Source organism: Heyndrickxia sp. FSL W8-0423 (assembly GCF_038009395.1).
Taxonomy (GTDB): domain Bacteria; phylum Bacillota; class Bacilli; order Bacillales; family Bacillaceae_C; genus Heyndrickxia; species Heyndrickxia sporothermodurans.
The window spans coordinates 1725415-1749989 of sequence record NZ_JBBPBE010000001.1 but is presented as its reverse complement, the minus strand read 5'-3'; the positions used below and the strand labels follow the sequence as shown (position 1 = coordinate 1749989).

Annotated in this window: 23 protein-coding genes and 1 pseudogene; 10 read left to right on the top strand and 14 right to left on the bottom strand. The window is 36.6% G+C overall.

Translation table 11 applies throughout. The features are described from left to right. Nucleotides 1–89: 89 nt before the first annotated feature. The gene (locus MKY81_RS08775) at nt 90–464 is read right to left on the bottom strand and encodes a DnaJ family domain-containing protein (protein ID WP_066232387.1); all 375 of its coding nucleotides are present in this window, start codon (nt 462–464) and stop codon (nt 90–92) included. Between the two features lie 203 nt (nt 465–667). Between MKY81_RS08775 and MKY81_RS08770 the strand changes: the two genes are divergently transcribed. Continuing rightward, on the top strand, nt 668–832 hold the full coding sequence (locus MKY81_RS08770) for a hypothetical protein (protein ID WP_165797714.1): 165 nt from the start codon (nt 668–670) through the stop codon (nt 830–832). 608 nt (nt 833–1440) lie between these two features. Here the strand turns inward: MKY81_RS08770 and MKY81_RS08765 are convergent. Continuing rightward, complete coding sequence (locus tag MKY81_RS08765) at nt 1441–2097, bottom strand: hypothetical protein (protein WP_235598338.1); 657 nt, start codon at nt 2095–2097, stop codon at nt 1441–1443. 177 nt (nt 2098–2274) lie between these two features. Here MKY81_RS08765 and MKY81_RS08760 point away from each other — a divergent pair, with 177 nt between their 5' ends. Continuing rightward, nucleotides 2275–3348, top strand: coding sequence for a branched-chain amino acid aminotransferase (locus MKY81_RS08760; protein ID WP_341117580.1), 1074 nt, complete (start codon nt 2275–2277; stop codon nt 3346–3348). 36 nt (nt 3349–3384) lie between these two features. On the opposite strand, the gene MKY81_RS08755 is transcribed toward MKY81_RS08760, so the two are convergent. Next, nucleotides 3385–4155, bottom strand: coding sequence for an IucA/IucC family C-terminal-domain containing protein (locus tag MKY81_RS08755; protein ID WP_341117579.1), 771 nt, complete (start codon nt 4153–4155; stop codon nt 3385–3387). 223 nt (nt 4156–4378) lie between these two features. Between MKY81_RS08755 and MKY81_RS08750 the strand changes: the two genes are divergently transcribed. The 3 genes and pseudogenes from MKY81_RS08750 to MKY81_RS08740 all read left to right on the top strand — a co-directional run. Further along, nucleotides 4379–4849, top strand: a complete 471-nt coding sequence (locus tag MKY81_RS08750; protein ID WP_108073133.1) for a hypothetical protein — start codon at nt 4379–4381, stop codon at nt 4847–4849. A 270-nt stretch (nt 4850–5119) separates the two neighbouring features. Then, the gene (locus MKY81_RS08745) at nt 5120–5509 is read left to right on the top strand and encodes a hypothetical protein (RefSeq protein ID WP_066232399.1); all 390 of its coding nucleotides are present in this window, start codon (nt 5120–5122) and stop codon (nt 5507–5509) included. Nucleotides 5510–5579: 70 nt separating this feature from the next. Continuing rightward, nucleotides 5580–5705: pseudogene (locus MKY81_RS08740) on the top strand (HepT-like ribonuclease domain-containing protein); the annotation flags it as partial. Nucleotides 5706–6354: 649 nt separating this feature from the next. On the opposite strand, the gene istB reads toward MKY81_RS08740, so the two are convergent. Continuing rightward, nucleotides 6355–7080 (bottom strand): IS21-like element helper ATPase IstB, encoded by a 726-nt coding sequence (istB, locus tag MKY81_RS08735; protein WP_107958189.1) that lies wholly within the window; start codon nt 7078–7080, stop codon nt 6355–6357. Further along, entirely contained in the window at nt 7077–8525 is a 1449-nt protein-coding gene (gene istA / locus MKY81_RS08730) for an IS21 family transposase (protein ID WP_108073412.1), read from the bottom strand. The genes istB and istA overlap by 4 nt, the downstream gene beginning before the upstream one ends. 332 nt (nt 8526–8857) lie before the next feature. Between istA and MKY81_RS08725 the strand changes: the two genes are divergently transcribed. From MKY81_RS08725 to MKY81_RS08710, 4 genes are all read left to right on the top strand, one after another. Beyond that, nucleotides 8858–9793, top strand: a complete 936-nt coding sequence (locus tag MKY81_RS08725) for an ABC transporter substrate-binding protein (RefSeq protein WP_341117577.1) — start codon at nt 8858–8860, stop codon at nt 9791–9793. 288 nt (nt 9794–10081) lie between these two features. Then, nucleotides 10082–11122, top strand: coding sequence for a FecCD family ABC transporter permease (locus MKY81_RS08720; RefSeq protein ID WP_341117576.1), 1041 nt, complete (start codon nt 10082–10084; stop codon nt 11120–11122). Next, complete coding sequence (locus MKY81_RS08715; protein WP_341117575.1) at nt 11122–12117, top strand: FecCD family ABC transporter permease; 996 nt, start codon at nt 11122–11124, stop codon at nt 12115–12117. The genes MKY81_RS08720 and MKY81_RS08715 overlap by 1 nt, the downstream gene beginning before the upstream one ends. A gap of 70 nt (nt 12118–12187) precedes the next feature. Next, nucleotides 12188–12706 carry a type 1 glutamine amidotransferase domain-containing protein gene (locus MKY81_RS08710; protein WP_341117573.1) on the top strand — a complete coding sequence of 173 codons (519 nt, stop codon included), beginning with the start codon at nt 12188–12190 and terminating at the stop codon, nt 12704–12706. Between the two features lie 443 nt (nt 12707–13149). Here the strand turns inward: MKY81_RS08710 and dnaB are convergent, their stop codons facing one another. From dnaB to MKY81_RS08680, 6 genes are all read right to left on the bottom strand, one after another. Next, nucleotides 13150–14487, bottom strand: a complete 1338-nt coding sequence (gene dnaB, locus MKY81_RS08705; RefSeq protein ID WP_341117572.1) for a replicative DNA helicase — start codon at nt 14485–14487, stop codon at nt 13150–13152. After that, nucleotides 14487–14828 (bottom strand): replicative helicase loader/inhibitor, encoded by a 342-nt coding sequence (locus MKY81_RS08700; RefSeq protein WP_108073125.1) that lies wholly within the window; start codon nt 14826–14828, stop codon nt 14487–14489. The genes dnaB and MKY81_RS08700 overlap by 1 nt, the downstream gene beginning before the upstream one ends. Further along, nucleotides 14821–15555 (bottom strand): conserved phage C-terminal domain-containing protein, encoded by a 735-nt coding sequence (locus MKY81_RS08695; RefSeq protein ID WP_341117571.1) that lies wholly within the window; start codon nt 15553–15555, stop codon nt 14821–14823. The genes MKY81_RS08700 and MKY81_RS08695 overlap by 8 nt, the downstream gene beginning before the upstream one ends. 493 nt (nt 15556–16048) lie before the next feature. Continuing rightward, nucleotides 16049–16657 (bottom strand): hypothetical protein, encoded by a 609-nt coding sequence (locus MKY81_RS08690; RefSeq protein ID WP_108073122.1) that lies wholly within the window; start codon nt 16655–16657, stop codon nt 16049–16051. A 39-nt stretch (nt 16658–16696) separates the two neighbouring features. Beyond that, entirely contained in the window at nt 16697–18208 is a 1512-nt protein-coding gene (locus MKY81_RS08685) for a plasmid pRiA4b ORF-3 family protein (RefSeq protein ID WP_341117569.1), read from the bottom strand. A 574-nt stretch (nt 18209–18782) separates the two neighbouring features. Further along, nucleotides 18783–19217, bottom strand: coding sequence for a hypothetical protein (locus MKY81_RS08680; RefSeq protein WP_341117567.1), 435 nt, complete (start codon nt 19215–19217; stop codon nt 18783–18785). Between the two features lie 624 nt (nt 19218–19841). On the opposite strand from MKY81_RS08680, the gene MKY81_RS08675 reads away from it, so the two are divergent. Next, complete coding sequence (locus tag MKY81_RS08675; protein ID WP_341118758.1) at nt 19842–21035, top strand: nucleoside transporter C-terminal domain-containing protein; 1194 nt, start codon at nt 19842–19844, stop codon at nt 21033–21035. Between the two features lie 34 nt (nt 21036–21069). Here the strand turns inward: MKY81_RS08675 and MKY81_RS08670 are convergent, their stop codons facing one another. The 3 genes from MKY81_RS08670 to MKY81_RS08660 all read right to left on the bottom strand — a co-directional run bounded on the left by MKY81_RS08670 (nt 21070) and on the right by MKY81_RS08660 (nt 24529). Then, nucleotides 21070–22083 carry a C40 family peptidase gene (locus MKY81_RS08670; RefSeq protein ID WP_341117565.1) on the bottom strand — a complete coding sequence of 338 codons (1014 nt, stop codon included), beginning with the start codon at nt 22081–22083 and terminating at the stop codon, nt 21070–21072. Nucleotides 22084–22242: 159 nt separating this feature from the next. Continuing rightward, on the bottom strand, nt 22243–23301 hold the full coding sequence (locus MKY81_RS08665) for a dipeptide epimerase (RefSeq protein WP_341117564.1): 1059 nt from the start codon (nt 23299–23301) through the stop codon (nt 22243–22245). Between the two features lie 61 nt (nt 23302–23362). Beyond that, nucleotides 23363–24529 carry a DUF819 family protein gene (locus MKY81_RS08660; protein WP_341117563.1) on the bottom strand — a complete coding sequence of 389 codons (1167 nt, stop codon included), beginning with the start codon at nt 24527–24529 and terminating at the stop codon, nt 23363–23365. Nucleotides 24530–24575 lie beyond the last annotated feature (46 nt).

Here is a 24575-nt window from a genome sequence, read left to right as displayed (position 1 = left end):
CCCTAATTTTCCAAAATCTTATTTCTATCCTTTATATCGACAAAGAAATGGATTTTTTTAGAGTAAAACAGCAAAACTTCGACATCTTTCTATTTCAAAAATTTCTTTTCTATTTTTTGCTCATAGTTTTTAAATACGGAGGAATTCGTTTTCCCTCCTTTTTTCGATACAAGTTCATTGTACTTTAACATTTTTTCATTTAGCTTGTGGGTGAGTTCTTCTTTATTTAGTTCATTTTTGCTTTGTTTAATGAGGTCTTCGATCGTCATTAGTTCTTTTTTCACCGATGCTTCTTCAGGGGAAAATCCTGCATTACGCATAATCCTATAGGCCATGCGTAAATCTTCCGGAATGTTAGCTAGCTCATCGTCCGGAAGTGGTTTTCCATATCCTGGTAAATTTTTAAATTCCCCATTTTTATATGCTTCACGAATCCGATCTTCCGTTAATCTAAAAAAGTCCATAACAGTCACCCTTTCGTTTAATTTCTTACTTTTATTATATCGAATTTGCTTTATATAGATGTAGGATTCGGTTGTTATTTTTGACAAAATTCAAACTATTTTCTCTTGATTTTGCCTTGATGGAAATTTAACGTGATAATGTAACGATTTTTGGAGAATCTAATCAGGAATGATATCACTTAAGAAGGCAGGTGTGTGGAAAAATGGCTAGAGGGACTGGTTTTAATCATAAGAAAAAAGGACATCCGGGTAATTTCCCACAAAACAGCTTAACTGAGAAACATTCAAAAGAGGCTATCGGTGATGAAGAATTCATCGTGACAAGAGAAGCGTTTAAAAATCGTGTTGAAGAGGAAGAAGTTGAATAAGAATTCATCGATAAAGAGTTGAACCTGTTGCTAGGGTCAGCTCTTTTTTCTTAATTTAATGACTGATAAAAGTCTTGTAATAGATGTATTACCACGGAGGATACAAAATTAGTGAACCATCCTTTCATACTACAAAAGCTTTTAAATATCCTAAGGGCTTTAGAACTGTTTTTCCATTTTTCACAGGCTGCATCTGCTCCCAGATCTAGTATTTGCTTTGCTAATCAACTCAATCTAAAGCTATTAGAGCATTAACAATTCAAAAAGAAGGATTGAAGACCAAGATACGTTAAGAAATTGAATCTTGGGAGGCAAAAAGATGGAATAGAGACCAAGATGCTTTGCGAGGAGGAATCTTGGTCAACAAAAAGGCGGAATGAAGCCCAAGATGTGTTACGAAAGGCAATCTTGGTCGACAAAAAGGCGGAATGAAGCCCAAGATGTGTTGCGAAAAGGAATCTTGGTCGACAAAAAGGTGGAATGAAGCCCAAGATGTGTTACGAAAGGCAATCTTGGGGGTCAAAAAAGTAGGAATAGAGACCAAGATACATTGAAAGGTACTTTAGCCAGCTCCAATCATATGGTCGTATATAAACACGATCAGCATATCATTCAACCTGTTTCCTTAACATTTTTACAGCTAACAACATCGTCCAAATAAAGGGTGGTCCAGATGTAAGGGGAATGACAATATAACCGATTGGAAATGATATGCATGTGATGATAATTCCAATCAAACCGATCAGCCCGGAATACAATGCACTATTATTAAACAATGAAGAGAAATGCTCCGTTTTTACACTACGCATTCCCCATCCATATAAAAAAACACCAATCCACCCACAGGCAACCGCAAAATAACCTGCTAACAATAAAAAGGAAAAAACCGATTCCCACACTTTGAATAATGTCGATCCATCGTTTTGAATGACTTCTTCTCCAATAATGGGCAGAATCGTTAGCTCCGCTGAAAGGATGATAATCCAAATACTTATAGAAACAATGAATGAATATGATCCTAATTTAGAAGACAGTTTCCCAGCCGAATAATAGAATCTACTTCCCGCTAAACCAAGTAACCACAGAAAAGTGGCGAGAAGCATTAAAATATGGTCCCACATCCATAAACGGGAATGGCTGTAGCCGTGAAAAGCCGTCTGTCCATCATAAGGATTCACTAATGGTGGATGCAGCACAGTAGCAATTAGCATCAATATTCCTCCAACAAAAATTGAAGCTCCTAATAACCGATATCCCTTTTCCATGTGTTCCCTCCGCTATAATAGTCTTTATCCAGCATCTTTCCCAGTACGCTAACCGGTTAAACTTGGAAATATTTAATTGTATGAAATACCCAATTTACTAATGACAAATCGCTTGAATAGTGAAATAATGATAAGAAATCAAATATTTTAATACTTCACAGTAAAAGAGGGAAAGCAATGGAACATAGTCAGATTGAAATTATCCGAAGTGAATCAAAAAAGGAAAAGCCTCAGACGAATCAGCTTGAATTTGGAAGAATCTTTACGGATCATATGTTTATCATGGATTATTCTGTTGACAAAGGATGGTATCATCCGCGCATCACGCCCTATCAGCCAGTTAGTTTAGATCCGGCCGCAATGATTTTTCATTATGGACAAACCGTTTTTGAAGGTCTAAAAGCCTATAGAACGAAGGAAGATAAGATCCTCCTCTTCAGACCTGAAAAAAATATGGAACGATTAAATTTATCCAATGAGCGAATTTGTATACCACAAATTGATGAAGAATTCGTTTTAGAAGCTTTAAAACAATTAATCAGCTTAGAAAAAGATTGGGTGCCATCTGCAGAAGGAACGTCGCTTTATATTCGTCCATTTATTATTTCAACCGAACCATATCTTGGTGTAGCTGCATCGAAAACATACCGCTTAATGATCATTCTCTCCCCTGTTGGTTCTTACTATAAAGAGGGAATAAATCCAGTGAGAATTTATGTTGAACGCAACTATGTCCGTGCAGTAGCAGGCGGAACAGGAAAGGCAAAAACCGCCGGAAACTATGCAGCAAGCTTAAAAGCCCAAGAGGAATCGGAAAAAATCGGCTATTCTCAAGTTCTTTGGTTAGATGGGGTTGAAAAACGCTATATTGAAGAAGTTGGTAGTATGAACATTTTCTTTAAAATCAACGGAGAAATCGTGACTCCTGTTTTAAACGGAAGTATTTTACCGGGTGTGACGAGAGATTCTGTCATCCAGCTTTTAAAACATTGGGGGGTTCCAGTGAGTGAACGAAGAATCTCGATTGATGAAATTTATGAAAGCTATCAAAAGGGATGGGTTGAAGAAATTTTTGGCACAGGAACAGCTGCCGTTATCTCTCCAGTCGGTGAATTAAATTACGAAGGGGAAAAACTAGTTATTAATAACGGAGAAACTGGACCAATCGCAAAAAAATTATACGAAACCATCACAAATATTCAAAACGGAACGGAACCGGATCCATTTGATTGGACAATTGAAGTGAACTAATTGACTTAGCGGGACAGTGGACTTGGTCCACTGTTCCTATCCAAATATATGTGTTGGTTTACATGCTGTATCGTACTTGTTTACCGGATTTAGTCGACAGTCACCGCAAAATACGGGTGAACCCGGTAATTTATATGTTAAGCAACAGGTTTTACGAATTCTAACGATAGTTTTATCTTCTTTTTCAATAAATTTAAAGCAATTTTTGATTGGATTATAATCCTTTCCAAATACCGATCCAGGTGCGTCCATGACAATATAGCGAAAATCTTCACTGATAAATGGACTTACGGTATCTTCTTGTCGAAGGCGGAACTCATATAACCAATAAATATAGGATGCCACGTTTTCCCAAAGAATCGATTCCGGAATTTTTGTTAATGTTGAAAGTGATTTGTGGAGAAGAGACAGATTATCTTTAAACAATTTTTGTAGAATGTTATCCCGCCATACATTTCTTTCACCAGGTTCAAAACTTTCAAACGACATTTCCTTTATATGAAGCGAGTAAACGCCCTCTTTAGATAATTCGACAAAACTATTAGAACCGCTTGCGTCAATACCCTTTTGAAAAACTGTCATTGAATACAATATGGGAACAAGTAATGCAAAGCTATAATTCTTGGATAATTGAGCTGCAGTAATCACTCTTTGGGGAGACTGCAACCGTTCTGTTAAATCATCTATCACTATTGATAGGTTCTCCCGATTAATCAGCCACGAATCCTCTGTCGCTGCCTCACTCGTTAACGCGGAATTATTAATCAAAAATTGCAATTCCACATCATTTAACATCTGTAATGCCATACAACTTTCCAACTTTCTATTTTCCTTCTGTTAGTCTTATTATATCTATGGTGAAAATCATTATCAATTGTAAAAACTTCCTAGTCTGTTCTTGATATTTATAAATATTTGTTATGTAAGCACAAATTATTGAAATAGGAAGAGTAAGTTTTGATAAACTCAAAGGATTTTACTGTTTATTTGTTGAACTATATATAAAAGTCAGCACTGGAGGTCAGAATTGTTGAAGAGTAAATATACTTTTATAGGTTTATTAATTATTTTGTCTATACTTCTGTGTGCTTGTTCTGGAAATAAAGAAGAAATAAAAATAGATAAGAAAAATTCTTTAAGTACAATATTTATTCAAAAAGTGGTAGATAATTCTTCATCCGAAGAAATGACGAAAATTGTTAAAGACAAAAAAATGGTTAAAAAAATATTGTCGATGGTTGAAGGGCTTAAAGTTAAAAAGTCAGATAGTCAATACATCTTTGATGAAATGAAAACTCAAAACACTTATTCATTTAACTTTTTTGAAAGTGAAAAGATACAATCCGGAAAAAAAGTTCCTTATGCTTTTTACGTTTTGAATGACGGTACTTTTGTCTTCACACACAATGATGTCGGATCAATAAAGAAAACTCGCATAACAATTGATAAACATAAAGATTTATTTAGTAAAATGAAACAACTTTTAGAAATTAATTTCTAGGAGAATTGTTCAGCATGCAGTTATTTTATCGATTATTATAAAAGAGGGAGTAAAATCGGTGTGAAAGACAGTCAAACCAAGAACAAAAAACAAAATAAAATTCAAGGCTTGTATAGGAAGATAAAACGGCAGAATAGCGAAAATAAAACGGACTTCAAAATGGGAAGAGTTATTGTAAGCTTTTTAATTTTTTTATGGTTTTTACTTTTAGTTTTGAATGCAATTTTTGATTTGTAGATTTGTTTTACCGAAATGTTAGGAGGTAAGCGCTTGAGAAGAAAAGTATCAGTTTATTTACTGTTGATAATATTGCTCGTTCTAATTTTTCTTGCACTAGGTGGAAAGAACTATTTTTCAAAAAAGGCCGATAAGGAGTACTATAAAGGTACAGATTCTCAAATAATAGTGGATGAAAAGAAGCATAGTGAAGATTGGAAAAAAACTTGGATTATTGCACATGATCCTAATAATAGCCCTTCGGAAAAGTTTGAAATTATTATTGAAGATAAAAATACATGGAATCTAATTAATATAAATAACAAATATTTTGCTTCGTACGAAAAAAAGGGATCTATTGAAAAAGTAAACGATAAAAAAACTCCCTATCAATTAATACAAATTGTCTATCCGGATAATCCGGACAATGTACCACTTAATTAATGTTTGAAGAAGGTTGGAAGATATTACGAAATATTGAAGAGAGTGGATCCATATATGAAAAATGACGTGATCGATGGTTGGTTTTAGAAATATCGCTCTCCATGATTATCAGGAGATCCGTATAGTGATTCTGCAAAAAATCATAGACAATCACTTAGTTGATTTTATGCAGTTCACTAAGACTATACTGTTATAATAGATTTTTAATTTTGAACATGTTAAGTATAAACTATAGTAAAATTGGAATTTTGAAAAAAGTGATCATTCCCTCGGTCATCTATTTTTAGTTGACCTTTTTCAAAAACTTAGCTAAATCCTCTAAATTATTTGTTTCAAAAATAGGTCCCTTTGAGTCAAATAATATATATACAACAGCTGAGGATTTTATCCGCTAATTAAACATTTTAAATATTAATGCAATTATATAAAGCGGTACTCCGACAATTAACATTCCGGATAAAATGTAGCATATGCATCTGAAAACAAATTTAAAAGAATCATAGATTGCTCCCGCCAAGTCATCAATAAACTTCTTCATTACCATCCCCCTAATAAAATTTGATAATATTTCACAAAACTTCTATAAATACAGAATCATAGTATCTCCATTAATTTTCCTAATACTTTTTTGGTTACAATAATTCTTTAACCCACTTCTCAATTTTTTTATCTTATACGGGAAACTTAGGATAACGGAAAAAAGATATTCCTATTTTCAAAATTACCAATATTCATCGTATGGTTCAATCTATACTTTTACTAAATTGGATATTTGTGTTTTGCAAGTAAAAAGTACATAAAAGTGCAATAAAAAATACATAAGCTTGCCAGCCTAATTTTAGTAATTATTTTTGTCGTGAAAGTGCGTGTGTAACTCTGTAACTATCTCCTGTAAAACTTAAAATATGTGCGTGATGAATAACTCGATCGACTAATGCTGCCGTTAGCCTGGAATCGACAAAAATACGATTCCATTGGCTAAATTCAAGGTTCGATGTGATGATTAAACTTTTTTGTTCATACCAGTCGGATATTAATTGAAATAATAACTCAGCCCCATCTTTGCTGAACGGGATATATCCCATTTCATCGAGTATTATGAGATCTACTTTTTTGAACTTATTTCGAAATTGCTGTAGCTTTCCTTCTTTCCATACTCTTTCTAGTGTATCGACTAAATCAGACACACGATAGAAACGAACTTCGTAGCCATTTTGACAGGCCTTACGCCCTAACCCTGTAGCTAATAAGGTTTTCCCAGTGCCAGGAGAACCAGTTAAAATGACATTCTCATGTTGATTTATAAAATGTAGTTCACATAGCTCTTTCGCATCTATGTGGGGAGGGAAACGAACCTGTTCACTCCATTGAAATGCCTCTAAAGTTTTCTTGCTAAGAAACCGTGCTTTTTTAATTAAACGTTCAGCCTTTGCTTCCTCACGTAGTTGTAGCTCTCTATGTAATAGACTTTCTAGATACTGCTCGGGGTTCTCAAATGGGATAGTATCAACTATGTCTGCTACATAGGCGAGGCGAAGAGTTTTACAAATCCTTTTTAGTTCAGAATTCAAACCTTATCACTCCCTTCGCGAGAAGGGGATTGAAGTTCGTCATACATTGCCCAATTGACATCATAGGGATGAGAATCGGGTTCATACATTTCTTCCGTTTGATCATTCAATAACTCGTAAAATCGATCATTGATTTCTCCCATTTCATGATTAGCTAGTAGGCTAATTAACCATTTCAGTCTTTTTTTTCTTATCGACAAATTACTGATATTAATATATTCATAGATTCGACCTGGTAGATAAGGTGAATAACGTGAATAGGTTACAACCCGCGGCTTATGTAACCAAGATTTAAGAATAGACGACCAAGGAATTTTGCGACTTTTATTCATGTAAGGTCGATATTCTGCATGCAGGATTTCTCCATAAGGTGAAATAACTTTAAATTTGTCCCAATACTTTATAACGTGCAATTGACCATAGTTATATCCCTTGGGGATATGTACTTTAGTTTTATCAATTACTATTTCCCCATACTTATTTGCTTGCATCAGTTCCTCTTTAAATACAGGATAATCTTCATCGGGTAAGGCTAAAAGATATTGATGTTCCTCCTCTAGTAATTTTCGAATGGGGACATGCTTTTCATAATGAACACGCTCACGGTCCTTGGTTAAATGTTCTTCTAGGATTTGAGACAAATGCTCAAGGTTATTTATTACAGGTGATGGTGTTACAAAGTTGTACCGAATATAACCTACTTTATTTTCCACATTTCCTTTCTCATGCCCACTTCTTGGATTACAAACCTGCGGTTCAAAACCGTAGTGACTTGCAAATTGGAGGAATTCGTCTGTGAACGTTGCCTCTTGATTTCTTCCCCTCGGCTGAATAACTGCTGCCTTTAAATTATCAATCCGAACTTTCTTAGGTACTCCACCAAGTTGATTAAACATCGCTTTGAGCCCATGTAAAAAGCATTCTTGATTTTCGCCTGGCAATGGTATACAGTAAGCTGCATTACTATAAGGAAGTGTCATCAGAAGACAATGAACATCAATATACTTCCCATCCTTCACGGCCTCAGTTATTCCAAAATCAACTTGTGCCTCAGCTGGCGGATGATCCAAACGTTCCGAATTCTTATCCCTTTCTTCTATGCGATCTTTACCTTCACGCCAGTCAGCGATGAAATAACAGAGGGTTCGATAGGACCCCGTGAACCCCATTTTTACAAGATCATTAAAAATCTTTTTATTAGTCCTTCTTAATTTTTTCTTTAACTTTTCATCTTCTCCTAGCCAGTCGGAAACTATCTCCCCCCAATTTTCCTCATACATCATTCCACTTTTCTTTTTAACCATTTCTTTGGGGACTTGATCGTCATCTGCATATTTCTTTGCAGTTCTCCAATTAATCCCCAACGTTTTTGAAATTTCATTTATAGATAGTGATTTTCGATTTCGTAATAATTTGATACAATTAACTTCAGACATTGCTAGCATTCCTTTCAACCTCCACTGTATTGCTTCGACACAATTACAGTAGAGAAATATTGGATGGCTGGCAAGTCTTTTTTTGTATAAAAAATAAAGTGCAACGTTATGTACTTTTACTTTTCATAACTCTGCACTTTTATTTTGCCATACACAATATTGTAAGCCATCCAATCTTTAATCGTAATTAATGGGGCAATATAGCACGGGATATTCATTCAGCTTAGTTTTTTCTTATTTATTTTCCCCTTTTGGAAATAGTAAAAAATATATTGATTTTTTATGCTTTAAATGATAATCTTTCTCAATGGAGTGAACTATTTTACATACAGGAGGCTATCATGAAAAAATATTTAACTTTTATATCCATTTTATTCATTATCTCAAGTGTATTAATCGCTTGTGGAAATCATAAAGATACATCGAATGATAAGAAAAAATCAGCCACAGTAACGGTAACAGATGCACGTGGAGAAAAGGTAGATATCCCTGCCAATCCGAAGCGTATCGCTGATATTTCAGGGTCAAGTGAAGAATTAATTATCTTAGGTCACAAATTGGTCGCAACAGCCAATTCTGATTCCTATGACTATACAAAACCTGCGCCATATATTAAAGACGAACTGAAGGATGCAAAAATTGTCGGCTACTATATGGTCGATAAAGTCGATGTCGAGGCGATTCTTCAAACTCATCCCGACTTAATTATCGTTAGCAAACGACATCTTAAAAGCGTTGATCAACTGAAAAAAATTGCTCCTGTCATCGTCCTTGATGAAGGATTAACAAAGTGGAAACAACGATTTAAACAAATCGGAACAATATTTGGTCAAGAAAAAGAAGTAAATGATTGGCTTGCTAAGTATGATGCGAAAGCAAAAGAAATTGGAAATGACATTAAGAAGAAAACAGGTAAAGGTACCGTATTAACTTTACTTGCGGATGAAAAAAATACGTACACATTCGGAAATGAAGGTTTAGGCCAAATCGTTAATGATGATATGCAGTTACCAAGACCTGAAGGTGCATCCAAGGATACTGGTACTTCCCAAATCAATTTAGAAAACATCTCGAAGTTAAATCCTGATGTACTAATCGTCGTCAGTTCCAAAGGTGCACAAGCTGAATTAGAGAAAAGCTCAATCTGGAACGGCTTAAAGGCTGTTAAAAACAAAAATGTTTATTACTTCCCTAACCAACCATACTTCGGACAATCATTTTTACCAATCGGAAAAGATAAATTACTCGATGATTTAAAGGAAAAAATGGCTAAATAAAGTACAAAGGCGAAAGCGCCTTGCTCATCGACGTAAAAACTGGAGGGACTTTGACTTATCGTAGGGAAAAGTCCTGAAGTTTTCTAGTCGATAGGCGCTGGAGCTAGACGTAGACAGTTTATGTAAAAAAGCGATGCGTATAATTTATTATTCCCACGAAAAATCTGAAGAAAGATGTTTGCCAATCATGGTGAGCATCTTTTTTCATTAGAGTTAATGCCTTAGAGAAAAAATTTTTATATGATAAAATAGATTAGGATTTAGTAACTAATAAAGGATGTAGGAAATATGGGGCATAAAGCACCCTCAAATAAAAAGAATAAACCATTCATAACAAAAAACGGAAAAGCATGGATCATACTAGTCGGAGGTTTTCTTTTATTATTGCTTTCAATTATTGCGTCCATCTCCATGGGAGAAGGAAAAACAAGCGTGGCAACGATTGTTAATTCTTTCTTCCATTATAATGAGGATAATATCGTTCACCAATACATAAAAGAAATTCGTTTACCACGTGCCTTAGCTGGTGTATTTGTTGGAATCTTTTTAGCAATTTCAGGAGCGATCATGCAAGGGATGACGCGAAACCCGTTGGCCGACCCTTCCATTATGGGGGTCATGGGCGGCTCTGAATTAGCGATTGCGGTAGTATTCGCTTTTTTTCATGGAAGCTCGTATATCTTTCTGCTTTTTGCCTCCTTTATTGGGGCAGGAATTAGTGCAATGATTGTCTTTTCAATCGGTTCCTGGACAAAAGGCGGATTAACACCTGTGAAGTTAGCCCTTGCAGGTACAGCGATCGGAACGATGTTTAGTGCATTATCAACGACCATTGCGATTCGATTTAATGTTGCTAGGGATTTAAGCTTTTGGTATGCAGGCGGAGTCGTTGGTACAAAATGGTCAAGCATTCCGTTTATTCTCGTAGTGGCCATCATCGGAATCCTGATTGCCCTCTTTATTTCAAAAAAAATCAATGTATTGAGTATGGGGGAAGACGTTGCACTAGGACTAGGAATCAATGTGTTTTGGACAAAGCTGCTAGGATCATTAGCCGTTGTCCTTTTAACAGGTGCCAGTGTTTCCATCGCTGGAATGATTGGCTTTATCGGTTTAATTATTCCGCACATTACCCGATTTATTGTCGGTTCGAATTATCGATTGATCATCCCTTGTTCAGGTATACTCGGAGGTCTTCTTTTAATTTTATCAGACATGCTTTCACGAGTGATTAATCCGCCATATGAAACACCGGTCGGAGCCATTACTTCTTTAATTGGTGTACCTTTTTTCCTTTACCTTGCTAGAAGAGAAGGGAGAGGATTGTGATGAAACGAAAAGGAACGATCGTGTTTGGCATTCTTCTTCTTTTATTGATTGCCGTTTTTTTTATTAATTTATCATTAGGGACAATTAGTATCTCACCACTATCTGTCGTGGCTACTTTGGCAGGTTATGGGACTAGTCAGGATGGCATTGTATTGTTTGATTTCCGCCTTCCGAGAATTATTATCGCACTGTTAATAGGAATCGGCTTAGCGATTTCAGGCGTTATCTTACAAGGCATTACAAACAATGATTTAGCAGACCCGGGTATTTTAGGGATAAATACAGGTGCAGGACTTTTTGTAGTTATCTTTATTTTTTTCACAGAGAATACTGTTATTAAGTCATTCAGTAGTTATCTTATGCCATTGGCTGCTTTCGCCGGAGCCATTATTGCGATGTTTCTTATTTATGTTTTGGCTTGGAAAAATGGGATTACCCCTAAGCGGTTGATTCTTGTCGGAATCGGAATCAATTCCGCATTCAGTGCTCTCTTAATTATTTTTCAGCTCAAAATGACCAATCAAAGCTTCTCTGAGGTGATTACTTGGTTATCGGGAGACCTATGGGGAACAAATTGGGGATTTGTTGCAGCCATCTTACCGTGGATTATTGTGCTCGGTTCGTTTGTATTGATAAAATCGCGGACACTTAATGTGTTACGACTCGGTGATGAGCTATCAGTAGGGATGGGGATAAAATTGGAACGGGAACGCCGTATTCTTCTTTTTGTAGCTGCCGCTTTAGCCGGTGCATGTGTTGCCTTCGGCGGTGGTTTAGCCTTTATCGGATTGATTGCACCTCATTTAGCGAAACGAATTGTTGGTCCCCTCCACCAAATCATGATACCTGTTGCTGCATTAATTGGCGCTTTGATTTTATTGATTGGTGACACGATTGCAAGAAACTTTTTCGGACCATCGGAAATTCCGGTTGGCCTGATCGTATCCATTATTGGAGCTCCGTATTTTGTGTACTTATTGGTGAAAACAGCATAAGGAATTCATTCTTTTACGTTTATATTTGTCCAAACCGGGAACATATAAACTATAAAGGAGATGATTTTTCTTGAGTAAAAAAATTGCAACAGTAATCACGAACATGTTTGAGGATTCCGAATATAGTGAGCCTGCAAAAGCCTTTCAGGAAGCAGGACATACTGTCGTAACGATTGAGAAGGAAAAAGGAAAGAAGATAACAGGAAAAAATAAGGAAGTAGAAGTCACAATCGATGAAAGTATTGACTCGGTAGATCCAAGTGACTATGATGCCTTATTTATTCCTGGTGGATTTTCACCCGATCAACTTCGTGCAGATGACCGCTTTGTTCAATTCGTCAAAGCCTTTATGGATGAAAAAAAACCCGTTTTTGCTATTTGCCATGGTCCACAATTGCTCATTACGGCAAAATCACTTGATGGCAGAGATGCAACAGGTTATACATCAATCAAAGTGGATTTAGAAAATGCTGGAGTTAATTTTCATGATGAAGAAGTCGTTGTGTGCGGTGAACAGCTTGTCACGAGCCGAACACCTAAAGATATCCCCGCATTTAATCGTGAAGCGTTGAAGCTTTTGAATAAATGATGATTGCTACCTTATCCCGGCTATTGCCGGGATATTTGTGTTTAGGGATCATCGATTTGAATGTATACAACATCAGATCTGGTTGATGATTATGTACCTTCTTACAAATTCCCTGAGATACCTGTTTACGATTTTTCATTAACGATATACCTCGTCACCCACTTATGGGGTACTTCTCTTTCTTTTTTCATCATTGATATACCCCATCAACCACTTATGAGGTACTTCTTTTCCTTTTTTCTTCAATGATGTATCTCATCACCTACTTATGAGGTACTTTTCTTTCTTTTTTTCATTACAGATATACCTCATCATCCACTTATAAGATACTTCTCTTTCTTTTTTCATCAATGATATACCTCATAAACCACTTATGAGGTACTTCTTTCGTATTATAAACCTAGGATGTACCTCATATACCTCCTTTGAGTACGGAGCACATTTTATTTACCTTCTACGTTAGAGCTTATCCCTCTCGATGATGTTTCTCGCAGATCAAAAAATCTGCCTACTTCACTCCGAAATCCCAATTTGACAGTCCCAATCGGTCCATTCCGGTGTTTCGCCAATATCACTTCCATAATATTCTTTTCCGCAGAACGCTGATGATAATAATCGTCCCTGTATAAAAAGGCAATTAGATCCGCGTCCTGTTCGATTTGTCCGCTTTCACGCAAGTCTGAAAGAATCGGTCTCTTATCCTCCCGCATTTCGACCGCACGACTTAGTTGAGAAAGTGCTAACACTACGACATTTAATTCCCTTGCCATATGTTTCAAGCCTCGGCTGATCTCGCTTATTTGTGCTTGTCTATTGTGTGCTAACTTTGGGTTGCCAACAATGAGTTGCAAATAATCGATAATGACGATCATTTTTTCTTCCTGATTGTTTCTTCTTACTTTGCGAACTTTGGACCAAATATAGTTAAGGTCCATAAATGACCGATCAAAGATATGGAGATTCGCTTCGGCAATCTTTCCCACCGCACGTGAATAGTTGGACCAATCCTCTTTTTCAAAAAATAGCTTTGGACTCTTTATCTTTTGAGAATCGATTCCCCCTAAGAAGCAAGCCATCCTGGTTAGGAGCTGTTTCGTCCCCATTTCCAATGAAAAAATCAATGTACGATGTTTTTTTGCTGCATCGAAACCAATGTTCAAAGCAAGAGCTGTTTTTCCAACACTTGGACGAGCACCGATTACGATAAAATCTGAATCCTGAAAGCCACCAGTTAATCGGTCAAGGTCGCTAAAGCTAGATTCAATTCCAGTTATTTCGCCTCGATCATTTTCACAATCAGAATACATTTCCACTAAGTAATCTTTGATTTCTCCTGTATCTGCATCATCCATGTTGTCTCCAATTTCCATTAGATGCTGGATCCCTTCTTGAACGGTTTCGGAAAGGTCATCATCATAAACTTTATCAATCAACCGTTCTGAAATTTCAATGGTCTTTCGTTTTTGATAGTACTTTTTGACAAGATTTTGATAAAAGGCAAAGTTGGCAGTCGTAGGTACACTGTTCTTTAGACCAACTATAAAGCTCATTCCACCTACCATTTCCAAATTATCCGGACCAAGCTGTTCATGGATTGTGATAAAATCTATTGGAATTCCTTTTTCATGTAACTGCTTCATTGCATTAAAAATAATCCGCATGTCACTTGAAAAAATCATGTGAGGCTCTAATGTGCAATCATTCATTAAATCGTTCTCCAGTAAAATCGCCCCAACAACAGATGCCTCCGCTTCATAATAATATAATCTATTATCTTGCATCATGAATCCCTCCCTTGAATTCCTAGTACTTTTCTCAATTTCGCTAATTCATCCGTAATCACGTCTTCGCTTGCCCTTTTGTTTTGAAAATGCAGTTTTGGAACGGTGTGTTCATAACTTGGAACAACTCGTGACATCGACGCAGATTTTCCAATGATATCTGCAATTTTCGGTGGATAGGTTGAGCTTTTAACATATTGAATAAGATTCTCTTTTAATTCCTCAAAAGGGAAAATAATTAATATTTCATACCAGCTATCGACTTTTTCTTGGCTTATTTCAAATGAATCGTAATACTCAGCAATTAACTTTAGTAACTGAAAGGTTTCTCGTTTAGTCATGTAAATCAAAATCCTCCTCACGCCATTTTTGTTTTCCGCCTTTTTGGTTTAAATAGGACTCGAATTTTGGACCAAACAATGTTTCAGGTCGCAAGTATTTGCACCAATGTGGGTCAAATAGCCATTCATCGGATTTTTGATCAATCACCTTTTTAAAATCATTTATGCGGAATCCTTCCTTCCATCTTGCTTCGATGTACTCCTTTGTTTTTTTCGTAGTAGATTTATAGGACGCATTTATTTTTTGATTCAGATAATCAATGATGTCGGCATAAGGTATTATTTTATCTGAAGAAGTCTCTGTAGTAATCTCTGGTATTGCTTTAGTCAACTCGCCCTCATCGATGGAGCAAGTTGATTCACTCAATGGTTCATTTTGGTCCGTAGATGGGTCAATTTGATTCTCTGTTTCTCCAAGTATTTCGTAATTAATTGTGTACCATTTTGTTTTGTCCATTTTTGACTGGTTAAAATTAGCGGATTGAAGATATCCCTGCTTTTCTAATGAATTGATGACCCGTTTAATCGTACTTTCAGACCAGAAAGGGAATTGTGCCTGCCACTCTTTGTATGAATTGTAAACCCACTTTTTCCCTTCCTTTTCATGTGAGCTTAACTGCAGCCAATAATGGATTTGCTGTAATACTACTGCTTCATTCATGCCGATTCTCACCGCCAAAGATGGAATGACCATCAATGGGTTATCGTTAATTAACAACTTGCTCATTTCCTCTCCTCCATTCGTATTGACCCTTCCATCGGGTCAATCGTTTCACCTTTTATATATAAATAAAGGAGAAAATTTGGTACCCTTCTTTTGAAAAATTTTTATATCGTTTTTTTAGAGCATAGAATCCAGTTCTTTCGGGGTTTTCTTGTTTGTGGATCATAGAATCTTATTTGTGACTCATAGAATTCAGTTTGTGCATCATACTTTGGAGTTTGTGGATCATGGCCGCCGCTTCTTTTCGAGGTTTTCCTGTTTGTGGATCATAAAATCTTGTTTGTGACTCATAGATTTTGATTTGTGCATCATACTTTAAGATTTGTGGAGCATAGCCCCCGGTTCTTTTCGCGGTTTTCCTGTTTGTGGATCATAAAATTTTATTTGTGACTCATAGAATTCAGTTTGTGCATCATACTTTGGAGTTTGTGCATCATAGCATCTAAAAAAATAAATGGGACACTAGATAAAATCTACTGTCCCAAAATTACCCTTATTAATCCATATCTATAATTATTTCAGAAAGGATTGGAGTCTCCTTATATGTATATGGCTCCTTATATGCTTTAAATACAAATTGCAATCCAGAAAGATCATCAGGTAGTGGCGGTGACACAACAAAATTGTAGCTGAAGTGTCCACCCGAACCCCCTCCGTTAGTCATTCGACAGTCATATTCTTCTATGAACAATTCCCAAAAATGGTGACGACGAATATGATCATCATGAGAATCTTTTGTATCATCCCAATCAATCGTAAAGTTTACTACAGTTGCATTATCATATTGGCGCATGAAGGCCACCGAATAAAAATATTCATCCTTCGCAACGGATTTCATTAGCGAGACATACTTTTGAAATTTATTCGGTTCAACTTGAGGTCGAAATGCTTCGTCATTTCTTAATGTGCCAAACACATCGTGCAACAAATCTTCGTAAAGATTATACTTATCGGCCCACTCAGAAATATATTTTTTTGGTGGGAAGCCAGGATTAGCATTTGATACGTCTTTCCTCTGTTGGATTAATGCACAAATCTGCTCATCAATTTGACGGATATTTTCATCATAATGTTTGGTAGGTCGTTCAAATGGTAAGCGTTTCATCTTTTTCCTCCTTTGAGTATCTCATGAGGTCCACTGTCCCTATCTTAATAAATCGTTCATCTCTTTTCTAGCTTCATCCAGCAATGGCAGCCGTGTCGAGGGAATCAAATCGATATTTAATGTGGATGCAATCGGCTGAAGAATCGGATACATTTCTTCCTTTATAAAAATCTCTTTAGGTATCGCACCTAAATTTTTTATTAAATGAATAAACGATCTCTGTATCTGTTCATCAGCGTCCGTAGGTCCTGTAGTATCATGATGAATAATTAAACCGTGCATCTTTTCAGCACAAAAAATAAATATTGGGTAATATGGACGCATTCGAGGCTGATCTTGAACTGGAATCGGACCAGGTGAAGCATCAAATTCCAACGGAACCGGATATTTCTCCTTTAATTTGCTAACACTTTTTAGTTCTAATTCGCTGATTAATAAAGGGACATCCTTTGTTTCTTTGTTATAAACTTCAGGAATATAACAGCTTTCCCAATCTCCGGTATCCAAATCGATACTTCGTGCAAAAAAATAACCTGGTTCCGCATCAAGGATACTCGGATCATGAAGCACACTTTTGCAAATAACAAGGGCTTGTTCGAGCACGCCGGAAAGAATTCGAACTTCCTCTTGGTCAAGCTGCCATGGATAATACCCTGGCGTAAAGCTGCGGAACAGCGGCCACTGTTTTTTCCCACGATAAGAACGTCCATGGTCTTTCAACAATTGATAATCTGCTGTGTCCAATTCATTTCTATCTGATAGGCTAAAAAAGATGGATCTCTGTTCAAGATATGTTTGTTCATCAATATCATCCGCATATAGCTTATTAATAAATTCCAACCCTTCCATACCGATATAGACTGCAAGTCCATATTCCATCCCACCTGCTCCCATAACGGAACAGTACATATTATCGTTTTCTATCGGATCTATTACAGCAAAGAGCTGATTATCATCCATCCATCGCCACGGTTGGAGTTGTTTGAACTCTTCAGCAAGAGATAATAGCTTGGACCAACTAGCGCCGTCGTCATTTTCTTCCTCTTCACTTGACAAGTGACGAAATTCCTCATTTATATATTCCAATTCCTCTTCATTATTAATAGGTTCAATTTCTTCATCAGAACCTCTGCTATCCTCATTCGGTGTACCGCGCATCACTTTTAAACATCGAGGATAGTGAACACTTGGCTCAACAGGAAGGATTTTTTCTAATACGATTTCATGCTGCCAATTGTCTCCAAAGTCGTATGTATAAATACATCGATCTTTTTCAGCAACAAACCAATCTTGTAGCTTTTCTATTCTTTCATCATAATCATTTTCCGCAAAAAGCCCTTCTTCATCATTGATACCAATTGTTAACGGAAGTTCAATTTGTACCGAATTGGTTTTCCTCAAATCAAAATCATGAAGATGTGTATCGGTCCAATCAAAAGCAATTTGAAGTATTTGATGAAGATCGTGAAAAGTACTGTTACTATGAACCTGAATCCGCCGCCAAATTGGGGGCTTCATTCCTTTTAATGTCACTTTAAATTGAAGAATCATTTAACGACCTCCTTTATTTAAATATTAATAACGGTTAAATACCATTTGAATTTCAGAAAATATAGTTCTTGTTAGTTTCATTCTAGATGGGTATAAGAAAGTATACAAATAAAGGCACTGGCTGGAACCAGTACCTTTAGAAACAGCATACTGCAAGAAGTGCACTGGCATCAAGTAAAAATGCAAGCAAAAAAATAACTCACTTTTTCACTCTGCCGGGCGAGGGTGGGTTACTTTTTTTGTGTAACCGCGATTACTACGACGATTAAAGAAGCAACTATTAACATCAGCTCTAATGCGTCTTATAAAGTATTCAGCAGTAGCACCCTCTTTCAATAAGGGATTACCACTGCCCACCCTGCCGTAATACTGTTCTTTTTATTATATCAGATCCAATAAACGGCTTGAATAATAACACAAAATTCTAATTAGCATTTTATAAAAGGTTTTATCAAAGATTGTCAGCAGATTCTACCTACTCTTTGTTAAACTTTAATATTGATTTATAAGTATATTTAAGGGAAACCGTGATTTATAGGGGTTTCCCAATCTCTTATAAAATAATAGCTAAATATTATTTCATACGCTTTTCTAAATGCTTCAATTCCTCTAATTCTTTGTTTGTTGAGTAACTTTTTTGAGAGATATTATCCTTACTTTCTACCCAATAATGATAAGTAACTTCTGGTTCATTTCTGAAAACAACACCAATATAGTATGGATTTAGATGTTTAAATCCGTCTTTGCGGTGAGGAACTGTGGAAATTGTCCATTCTTCATTTGGATAATGCTCTTCCAGGTATGGTCTTAGTAAATTCACTTTCTTGTCAATTTGTGCGTCTATCCAAAAAGGGCGAGCAACAAAAAATATACAATAAGCTACAAATAGAACTAATGCTAATAACCAACCAGTTTTTCGCCATCTACCTTTTAAAAAGATTACAATAATTATGGTTGATACAATTACAACTCCAACAATCCTTAACTCTATTATTTCTTTTGATTGCATTATTCCTATCCTCCTTTAAATAACCATCCTGAATTAAACATTGCCTTTCGAAAGACGTAAACTGTCATATGTGTCAGTCATTTCAGATACAAATGATGTTAATAGAAATTCCTTAATATGTTGTTTGGGAAGCATCCATTAATGAATATCTTCTGCTTAGTAATGTTTCGTGAATATCTATTAATTTCCGTGGAAATATCGGATTTTTCCTGTTAAAAATCCTTAATACGACATATTTTGCTGAAATTTAATAGTTATAGTCGTCAAAAACTTCAAAAAAATCACTTTCAAACTCTTCTTGATCCGGATCACTAAGCCTCTAAATAGTGGTCCAATGCTTCAATCGTTCGTTTTAAAATCGCTTCATGTTGTGATTTACGATTAATGAAAAAGTATCCATATATGGATTATTATCAGCGATTTCAATAAGATATTCGAGGCTATTCAGAGTTATTTCACCCCCAAAGCAAATCCCATATTGTCTTAGTCAATACTTTCATTTTAACTCATCATATCAGAGTCAATATTTTTAGAAAAAGATAACATTCGTGATCTATCTTTTGGTTGAAGACATAAATGAATAATGGTTTTTGTTTAGGGAAAAATTTAACAAGAGGTGATGACTTGTTCTTTTTATTAAACATACTTGGTGTATTGATCGTTGCCGGACTTGTTTTTCTTTGTTCACCAGCTAAGCACAAAATAAAGTGGCGCTCTCTTCTTAGCCTGTTTATCGTTGAACTCCTAATTACTTGGTTCATGTTAACAACTTCAATTGGGACTTGGATTATTAATAAAATTGCCGCTTTCTTTTCTTGGCTAGTATCATGTGCCAATGATGGAATTGCCTTTGCTTTTCCTTCGGTGATGGCAAATGACACGATTGATTTCTTTTTTAGCGCTTTGATGCCGATTATTTTTATTGTTACTTTTTTCGATATTTTATCTTATTTTGGAATTATGACTTGGATCATTGACAAAGTAGGGTGGGTCATTTCGAAAATTTCCGGTTTACCAAAGATGGAAAGTTTCTTCTCGATTCAAATGATGTTTCTTGGAAATACGGAGGCTTTAGCAGTTATTCGGGAACAGTTGATTGTATTAAAAAGTCAACGCCTGCTCACTTTCGGCATTATGAGCATGAGCAGTGTCAGTGGTTCCATTCTCGGAGCTTATTTGTCCATGGTTCCCGCTGAATATGTGTTTGCCGCTATTCCGTTAAATTGTTTAAATGCGTTATTATTAGCAAGCATTTTAAACCCAGTTGAGGTTAGTAAAGAAGAGGATATTGTTTACGTTCCGCCGAAAGAAGAGAAAAAGGATTTCTTCTCTACGATTTCAAACAGTATGCTAGTTGGCATAAATATGGTCATTGTCATTTTAGCAATGGTTATCGGCTATGTTGCAATAACATCATGCCTTAACGGAATACTCGGATTCTTTGTACATGGATTAACGATCCAAAAGATTTTCGGCATCATTTTCAGCCCTTTTGCCTTCCTCTTAGGATTAGGGACACACGATGCGATGTATGTTGCATCCTTAATGGGAATCAAAATTTCAACCAATGAATTTGTCGCTATGATGGACTTAAAAAACCATTTAAAGGACATGTCTCCACATACGATTGCTGTAACTGTTACGTTTTTAACCTCATTTGCCAACTTTAGTACAGTCGGCATGATTTACGGTACATATAATTCAATTTTCGGTGAAAATAGTTCAAGTATTATTGGGAAAAATGTGTGGAAGCTTTTAGTTAGTGGAATGGCAGTCTCTTTACTCAGTGCGATGATTGTCGGATTATTTGTGTGGTAGAGACAAGGGGTCAGGGTCGGACCCCTTGTTCCGTTTAAGGTAAATATCTTCTTGCTCCTGCTAATTCTTCGAAATATCCTTTCGTGTTGACTGGAATGATTTCGACATTTTTCTTTGAGTTCGGTGAGTGGATCATCATTCCATCTCCCGCATACATCGCTACGTGATGGACGCTTCCTTTTCCGTTATCGTGTGCAAAGAAAAGCAAATCTCCTGGTTGTAATTCATTAAGATTAACTGGTGTGCCATTTTTGGCTTGGACACTTGAGTCTCTTGGAATAGTGATTCCATGGGATTGATACATAGTAAATGTAAATCCTGAACAATCAAATCCAAAACCGCTCATTCCTGCCCATAAATAATGCAACCCAAGAAATTTTTTGCCTGTTTCAACTAATTCTTTACCTGTTGGCGTTGGAATATCAGCTTGTGAGTGATACATTTGAGCATGTTCTTTTTTTATAAAAGCGAGTTTGCCATTTGGTTTACGTACTTTATAAGCGTTTTTTGTTTCTCCTTCATATGGAAGGCGAGTATTATAGCTAATTTCGATTTCTTTCTTTTTAAAAGACGGTGACTGATAAAGAAAAGTTGTTGGTTCAGAGATCATTACAAACGATTGATCGTCTTCCTTTGCGAACTTTTTGTTAAAAGTAAGTTGGGAAGCTGGCATCCAACCTGGATATCCTGTCTCATTTCTTGGTGTTGGTTGGCCTTCAATCGCTACTTTCACCCAATCGCCTTTTCTTTCAAGTATGGTAACCTTATTCCCGTACAAGGCCTGAGTTTCCAGCATTCCATCATCAGATAACTGTAATTGTTGTTCAAGTGTCATGGCGTTAGTCCATTTTCTCATATCGACCGGGTTTGTAGCTGAAGGAGAATCAACTGGGCGTAAAATATTGGGTGCGGTCCAAAGTGTCGCTACAGAGACGTCAATATAAGCTGTCTCTCCCGACTTTTTCCCTTTTGCTTCTGTATTTGTAGGATTAATCAAAACAAACCCTACTAGAAAAAACGCTGCTATCGATAATACGAATCGTTTCATTCCTAATTCCTCCCTTTTTTTAAAATTATCAATGAAACTATTAAACTGTTTTCGCTATGTAATTAGCGATATTTCGATTTGTGACGCATAGAATCTTTTTTGTGGATCATAGATTCCGATTTGTGCATCATTCTTTCAAGTGAGTGGGTCATTCGTCACCTAAAGTACCGAGCCAATCCCAGGCAGATCAGATAGTTGAATGTTTTCCCCTTTATAAGTCATTACGTCCGGTTCTTCGGAAAGCCACAGGGGTGCATCTAGATCAAAGTATTTTACATTTGGATGTGCAGCGGCAAAATGTGCGGCGGCTGCTACTGAAAGAGTTGGCTCCATCATGCTGCCGATCATGCAGGCAACTCCATTTGCTTCGGCGATGCTCGCAATACTCCAGGCTTGAGAGATACCACCACATTTCATAAGTTTGATATTTAATAGATCAATATAACGACCTGAGACGAGTTTGAGTGTATCTTTTGCAGAAAACAGACTTTCATCCGCCATGATTGGCGTTGCTACTCTTTCCGTGACGAATTTCAGACCATCAAGGTCATAGCTGGCAACAGGCTGTTCGATGAATTCAATATGAAACTGTTTTTCTTCCATTTCTTTAATTAGTTGTACCGCTTGTTTTGGCTTCCATCCTTGATTAGCATCAAGACGAAGCATTATCGTATTAGGAATAACCGAACGGATGGATTCAATGCGTTCAATATCAAGCTGAGGATTTGCCCCAACTTTTACCTTTAACGTTTGAAATCCATCATCAACACACTTTTTAGCATCTAATGCCATTTTCTCAGGTGTATCTACCCCTACTGTCATACATGTGGTCAAAGTGCGTTTGTCACCAAGAAATGCATATAGTGGGATGTTTAGCAGTTTGCAATAGGCATCATGCAATGCAATATCTGCTGCTGCTTTTGCACTTGTATTTCCAACACAGCAGGTTTGGATTCGCTGAAGGGCTGTTTGAAAATGGGTAATATCTGTACCAACCAAAGAAGTTTTTATTGGACCTGTTAATGCTGCCTCAATGCCTTCCGATGAGTCACCCGTGATAACAAAGGTTGGTGCAGCAGCACCTCGTCCGATAATGCCATTCTCTAGTGTTAACGAAACTTCAATGTTCTCAATTTCAGTTGCAGTTCTTAATGCTGTCTTGAAGGGTACACGCAACGGAATATTACGACGCTTGACTTGTAAATCTTGAATAATCATACAAAGACGCTCCCTTTCATTCATTTAATTTGAGGGGATACCAGGCAGACCCGTTATCCCATTAAAAAATACTTAAAATTTTTGCAACAACCATTCCAAAATAAGTTCCTAGGAATGAGCCAATTAATGCCATGATTACGCCGATTGGGATTAGGGCGCGGCTGTAGGCTGCTGCTAGCATTGGTGCGGATGCCATTCCACCGATATTGGCCAGACTTGCTACGCCAAGTGTAAATAGATCATATTTAAAGAGTTTTCCTAATAACAGCATGATGATTAAATGAATCAACATAATTAAAAATCCTGAGATGAGGTAAATTGGTGCTTGTGCGATATTTGAAAAATCGGATTGTGAAGCGATTAAAGCAACAATGATATAAAGCATCACATTAGAAACATCGAGTGCACCCGCAATTTTTGCAACAGGTGTTTGCCCTAAAATTAACCCGATAACTGAAGCAATCATAATCGTCCAGCTTGTCCCATTAATAACGGCCCCTACTTCAGGAAGGTGTTGCCCTGCGAAGGTAGATAGTGATGAGATTAATAAACCAATTCCAAGCAAATACAAAATATGTTGGAACTGAATCCCAGACTTTTCTTCTGAACTTGCCGCTGCTGCTTCTTCAAACCCTTGCTGTATAAAACCTGTATCTGCTTTTGTCCAGCGATTAAACTTACCTGCAAATGGAACGAGCCAAAACATGAACATAACCCAAACAGCATAATTGATTGTATCCATCATTAATGCATAACCGAAAATATTCTCCGGTACTTTCAAAATTCCTTGCAGGGCAACCATATTGGCGGACCCGCCTGTCCAACTGCCAGCGAGAGCTCCGAAAGCTTTCCACGTATCCTTTATATAAAAATGTTGGAAAGCAATATAGACAACGACAAAGCCAATTAAAATACTGACAACTGCTACTAAAAAACCACCTAACATTCTAGGTCCTAGCTTAAATATGCTTCGGATGTCACATTTTAATAGCATGATTGCCAACATCGCCGGAAGCAGTGCCCCTTTTACATTTGTATAAACGGATGCTGTGGAATCATTATGTGCAAATAATCCACAGGTTTGCATGATGGCTGAACCGATATAAATAAGAACGATGCCCGGTATAAATTTAAAAAATCGATTGGTTGAAAACTTTTTCTCAAATGCAACCATTAAAGCTGCAAATGCCACCAAAACACTTAAATACATAAAACCATCTGTAATCATAAATTTATATCCTCCTTTAAAAGACAAAAAATCCAGCCTAACACTG

Coding starts and splice junctions, on each gene's coding strand:
- MKY81_RS08775 (WP_066232387.1), bottom strand. CDS start 464: ATGGACTTTTTTAGATTAACGGAAGATCGGATTCGTGAAGCATATAAA.
- MKY81_RS08770 (WP_165797714.1), top strand. CDS start 668: ATGGCTAGAGGGACTGGTTTTAATCATAAGAAAAAAGGACATCCGGGT.
- MKY81_RS08765 (WP_235598338.1), bottom strand. CDS start 2,097: ATGGAAAAGGGATATCGGTTATTAGGAGCTTCAATTTTTGTTGGAGGA.
- MKY81_RS08760 (WP_341117580.1), top strand. CDS start 2,275: ATGGAACATAGTCAGATTGAAATTATCCGAAGTGAATCAAAAAAGGAA.
- MKY81_RS08755 (WP_341117579.1), bottom strand. CDS start 4,155: ATGGCATTACAGATGTTAAATGATGTGGAATTGCAATTTTTGATTAAT.
- istA (WP_108073412.1), bottom strand. CDS start 8,525: ATGCTAGCAATGTCTGAAGTTAATTGTATCAAATTATTACGAAATCGA.
- MKY81_RS08725 (WP_341117577.1), top strand. CDS start 8,858: ATGAAAAAATATTTAACTTTTATATCCATTTTATTCATTATCTCAAGT.
- MKY81_RS08720 (WP_341117576.1), top strand. CDS start 10,082: ATGGGGCATAAAGCACCCTCAAATAAAAAGAATAAACCATTCATAACA.
- MKY81_RS08715 (WP_341117575.1), top strand. CDS start 11,122: ATGAAACGAAAAGGAACGATCGTGTTTGGCATTCTTCTTCTTTTATTG.
- dnaB (WP_341117572.1), bottom strand. CDS start 14,487: ATGCAAGATAATAGATTATATTATTATGAAGCGGAGGCATCTGTTGTT.
- MKY81_RS08700 (WP_108073125.1), bottom strand. CDS start 14,828: ATGACTAAACGAGAAACCTTTCAGTTACTAAAGTTAATTGCTGAGTAT.
- MKY81_RS08695 (WP_341117571.1), bottom strand. CDS start 15,555: ATGAGCAAGTTGTTAATTAACGATAACCCATTGATGGTCATTCCATCT.
- MKY81_RS08690 (WP_108073122.1), bottom strand. CDS start 16,657: ATGAAACGCTTACCATTTGAACGACCTACCAAACATTATGATGAAAAT.
- MKY81_RS08685 (WP_341117569.1), bottom strand. CDS start 18,208: ATGATTCTTCAATTTAAAGTGACATTAAAAGGAATGAAGCCCCCAATT.
- MKY81_RS08680 (WP_341117567.1), bottom strand. CDS start 19,217: ATGCAATCAAAAGAAATAATAGAGTTAAGGATTGTTGGAGTTGTAATT.
- MKY81_RS08670 (WP_341117565.1), bottom strand. CDS start 22,083: ATGAAACGATTCGTATTATCGATAGCAGCGTTTTTTCTAGTAGGGTTT.
- MKY81_RS08665 (WP_341117564.1), bottom strand. CDS start 23,301: ATGATTATTCAAGATTTACAAGTCAAGCGTCGTAATATTCCGTTGCGT.
- MKY81_RS08660 (WP_341117563.1), bottom strand. CDS start 24,529: ATGATTACAGATGGTTTTATGTATTTAAGTGTTTTGGTGGCATTTGCA.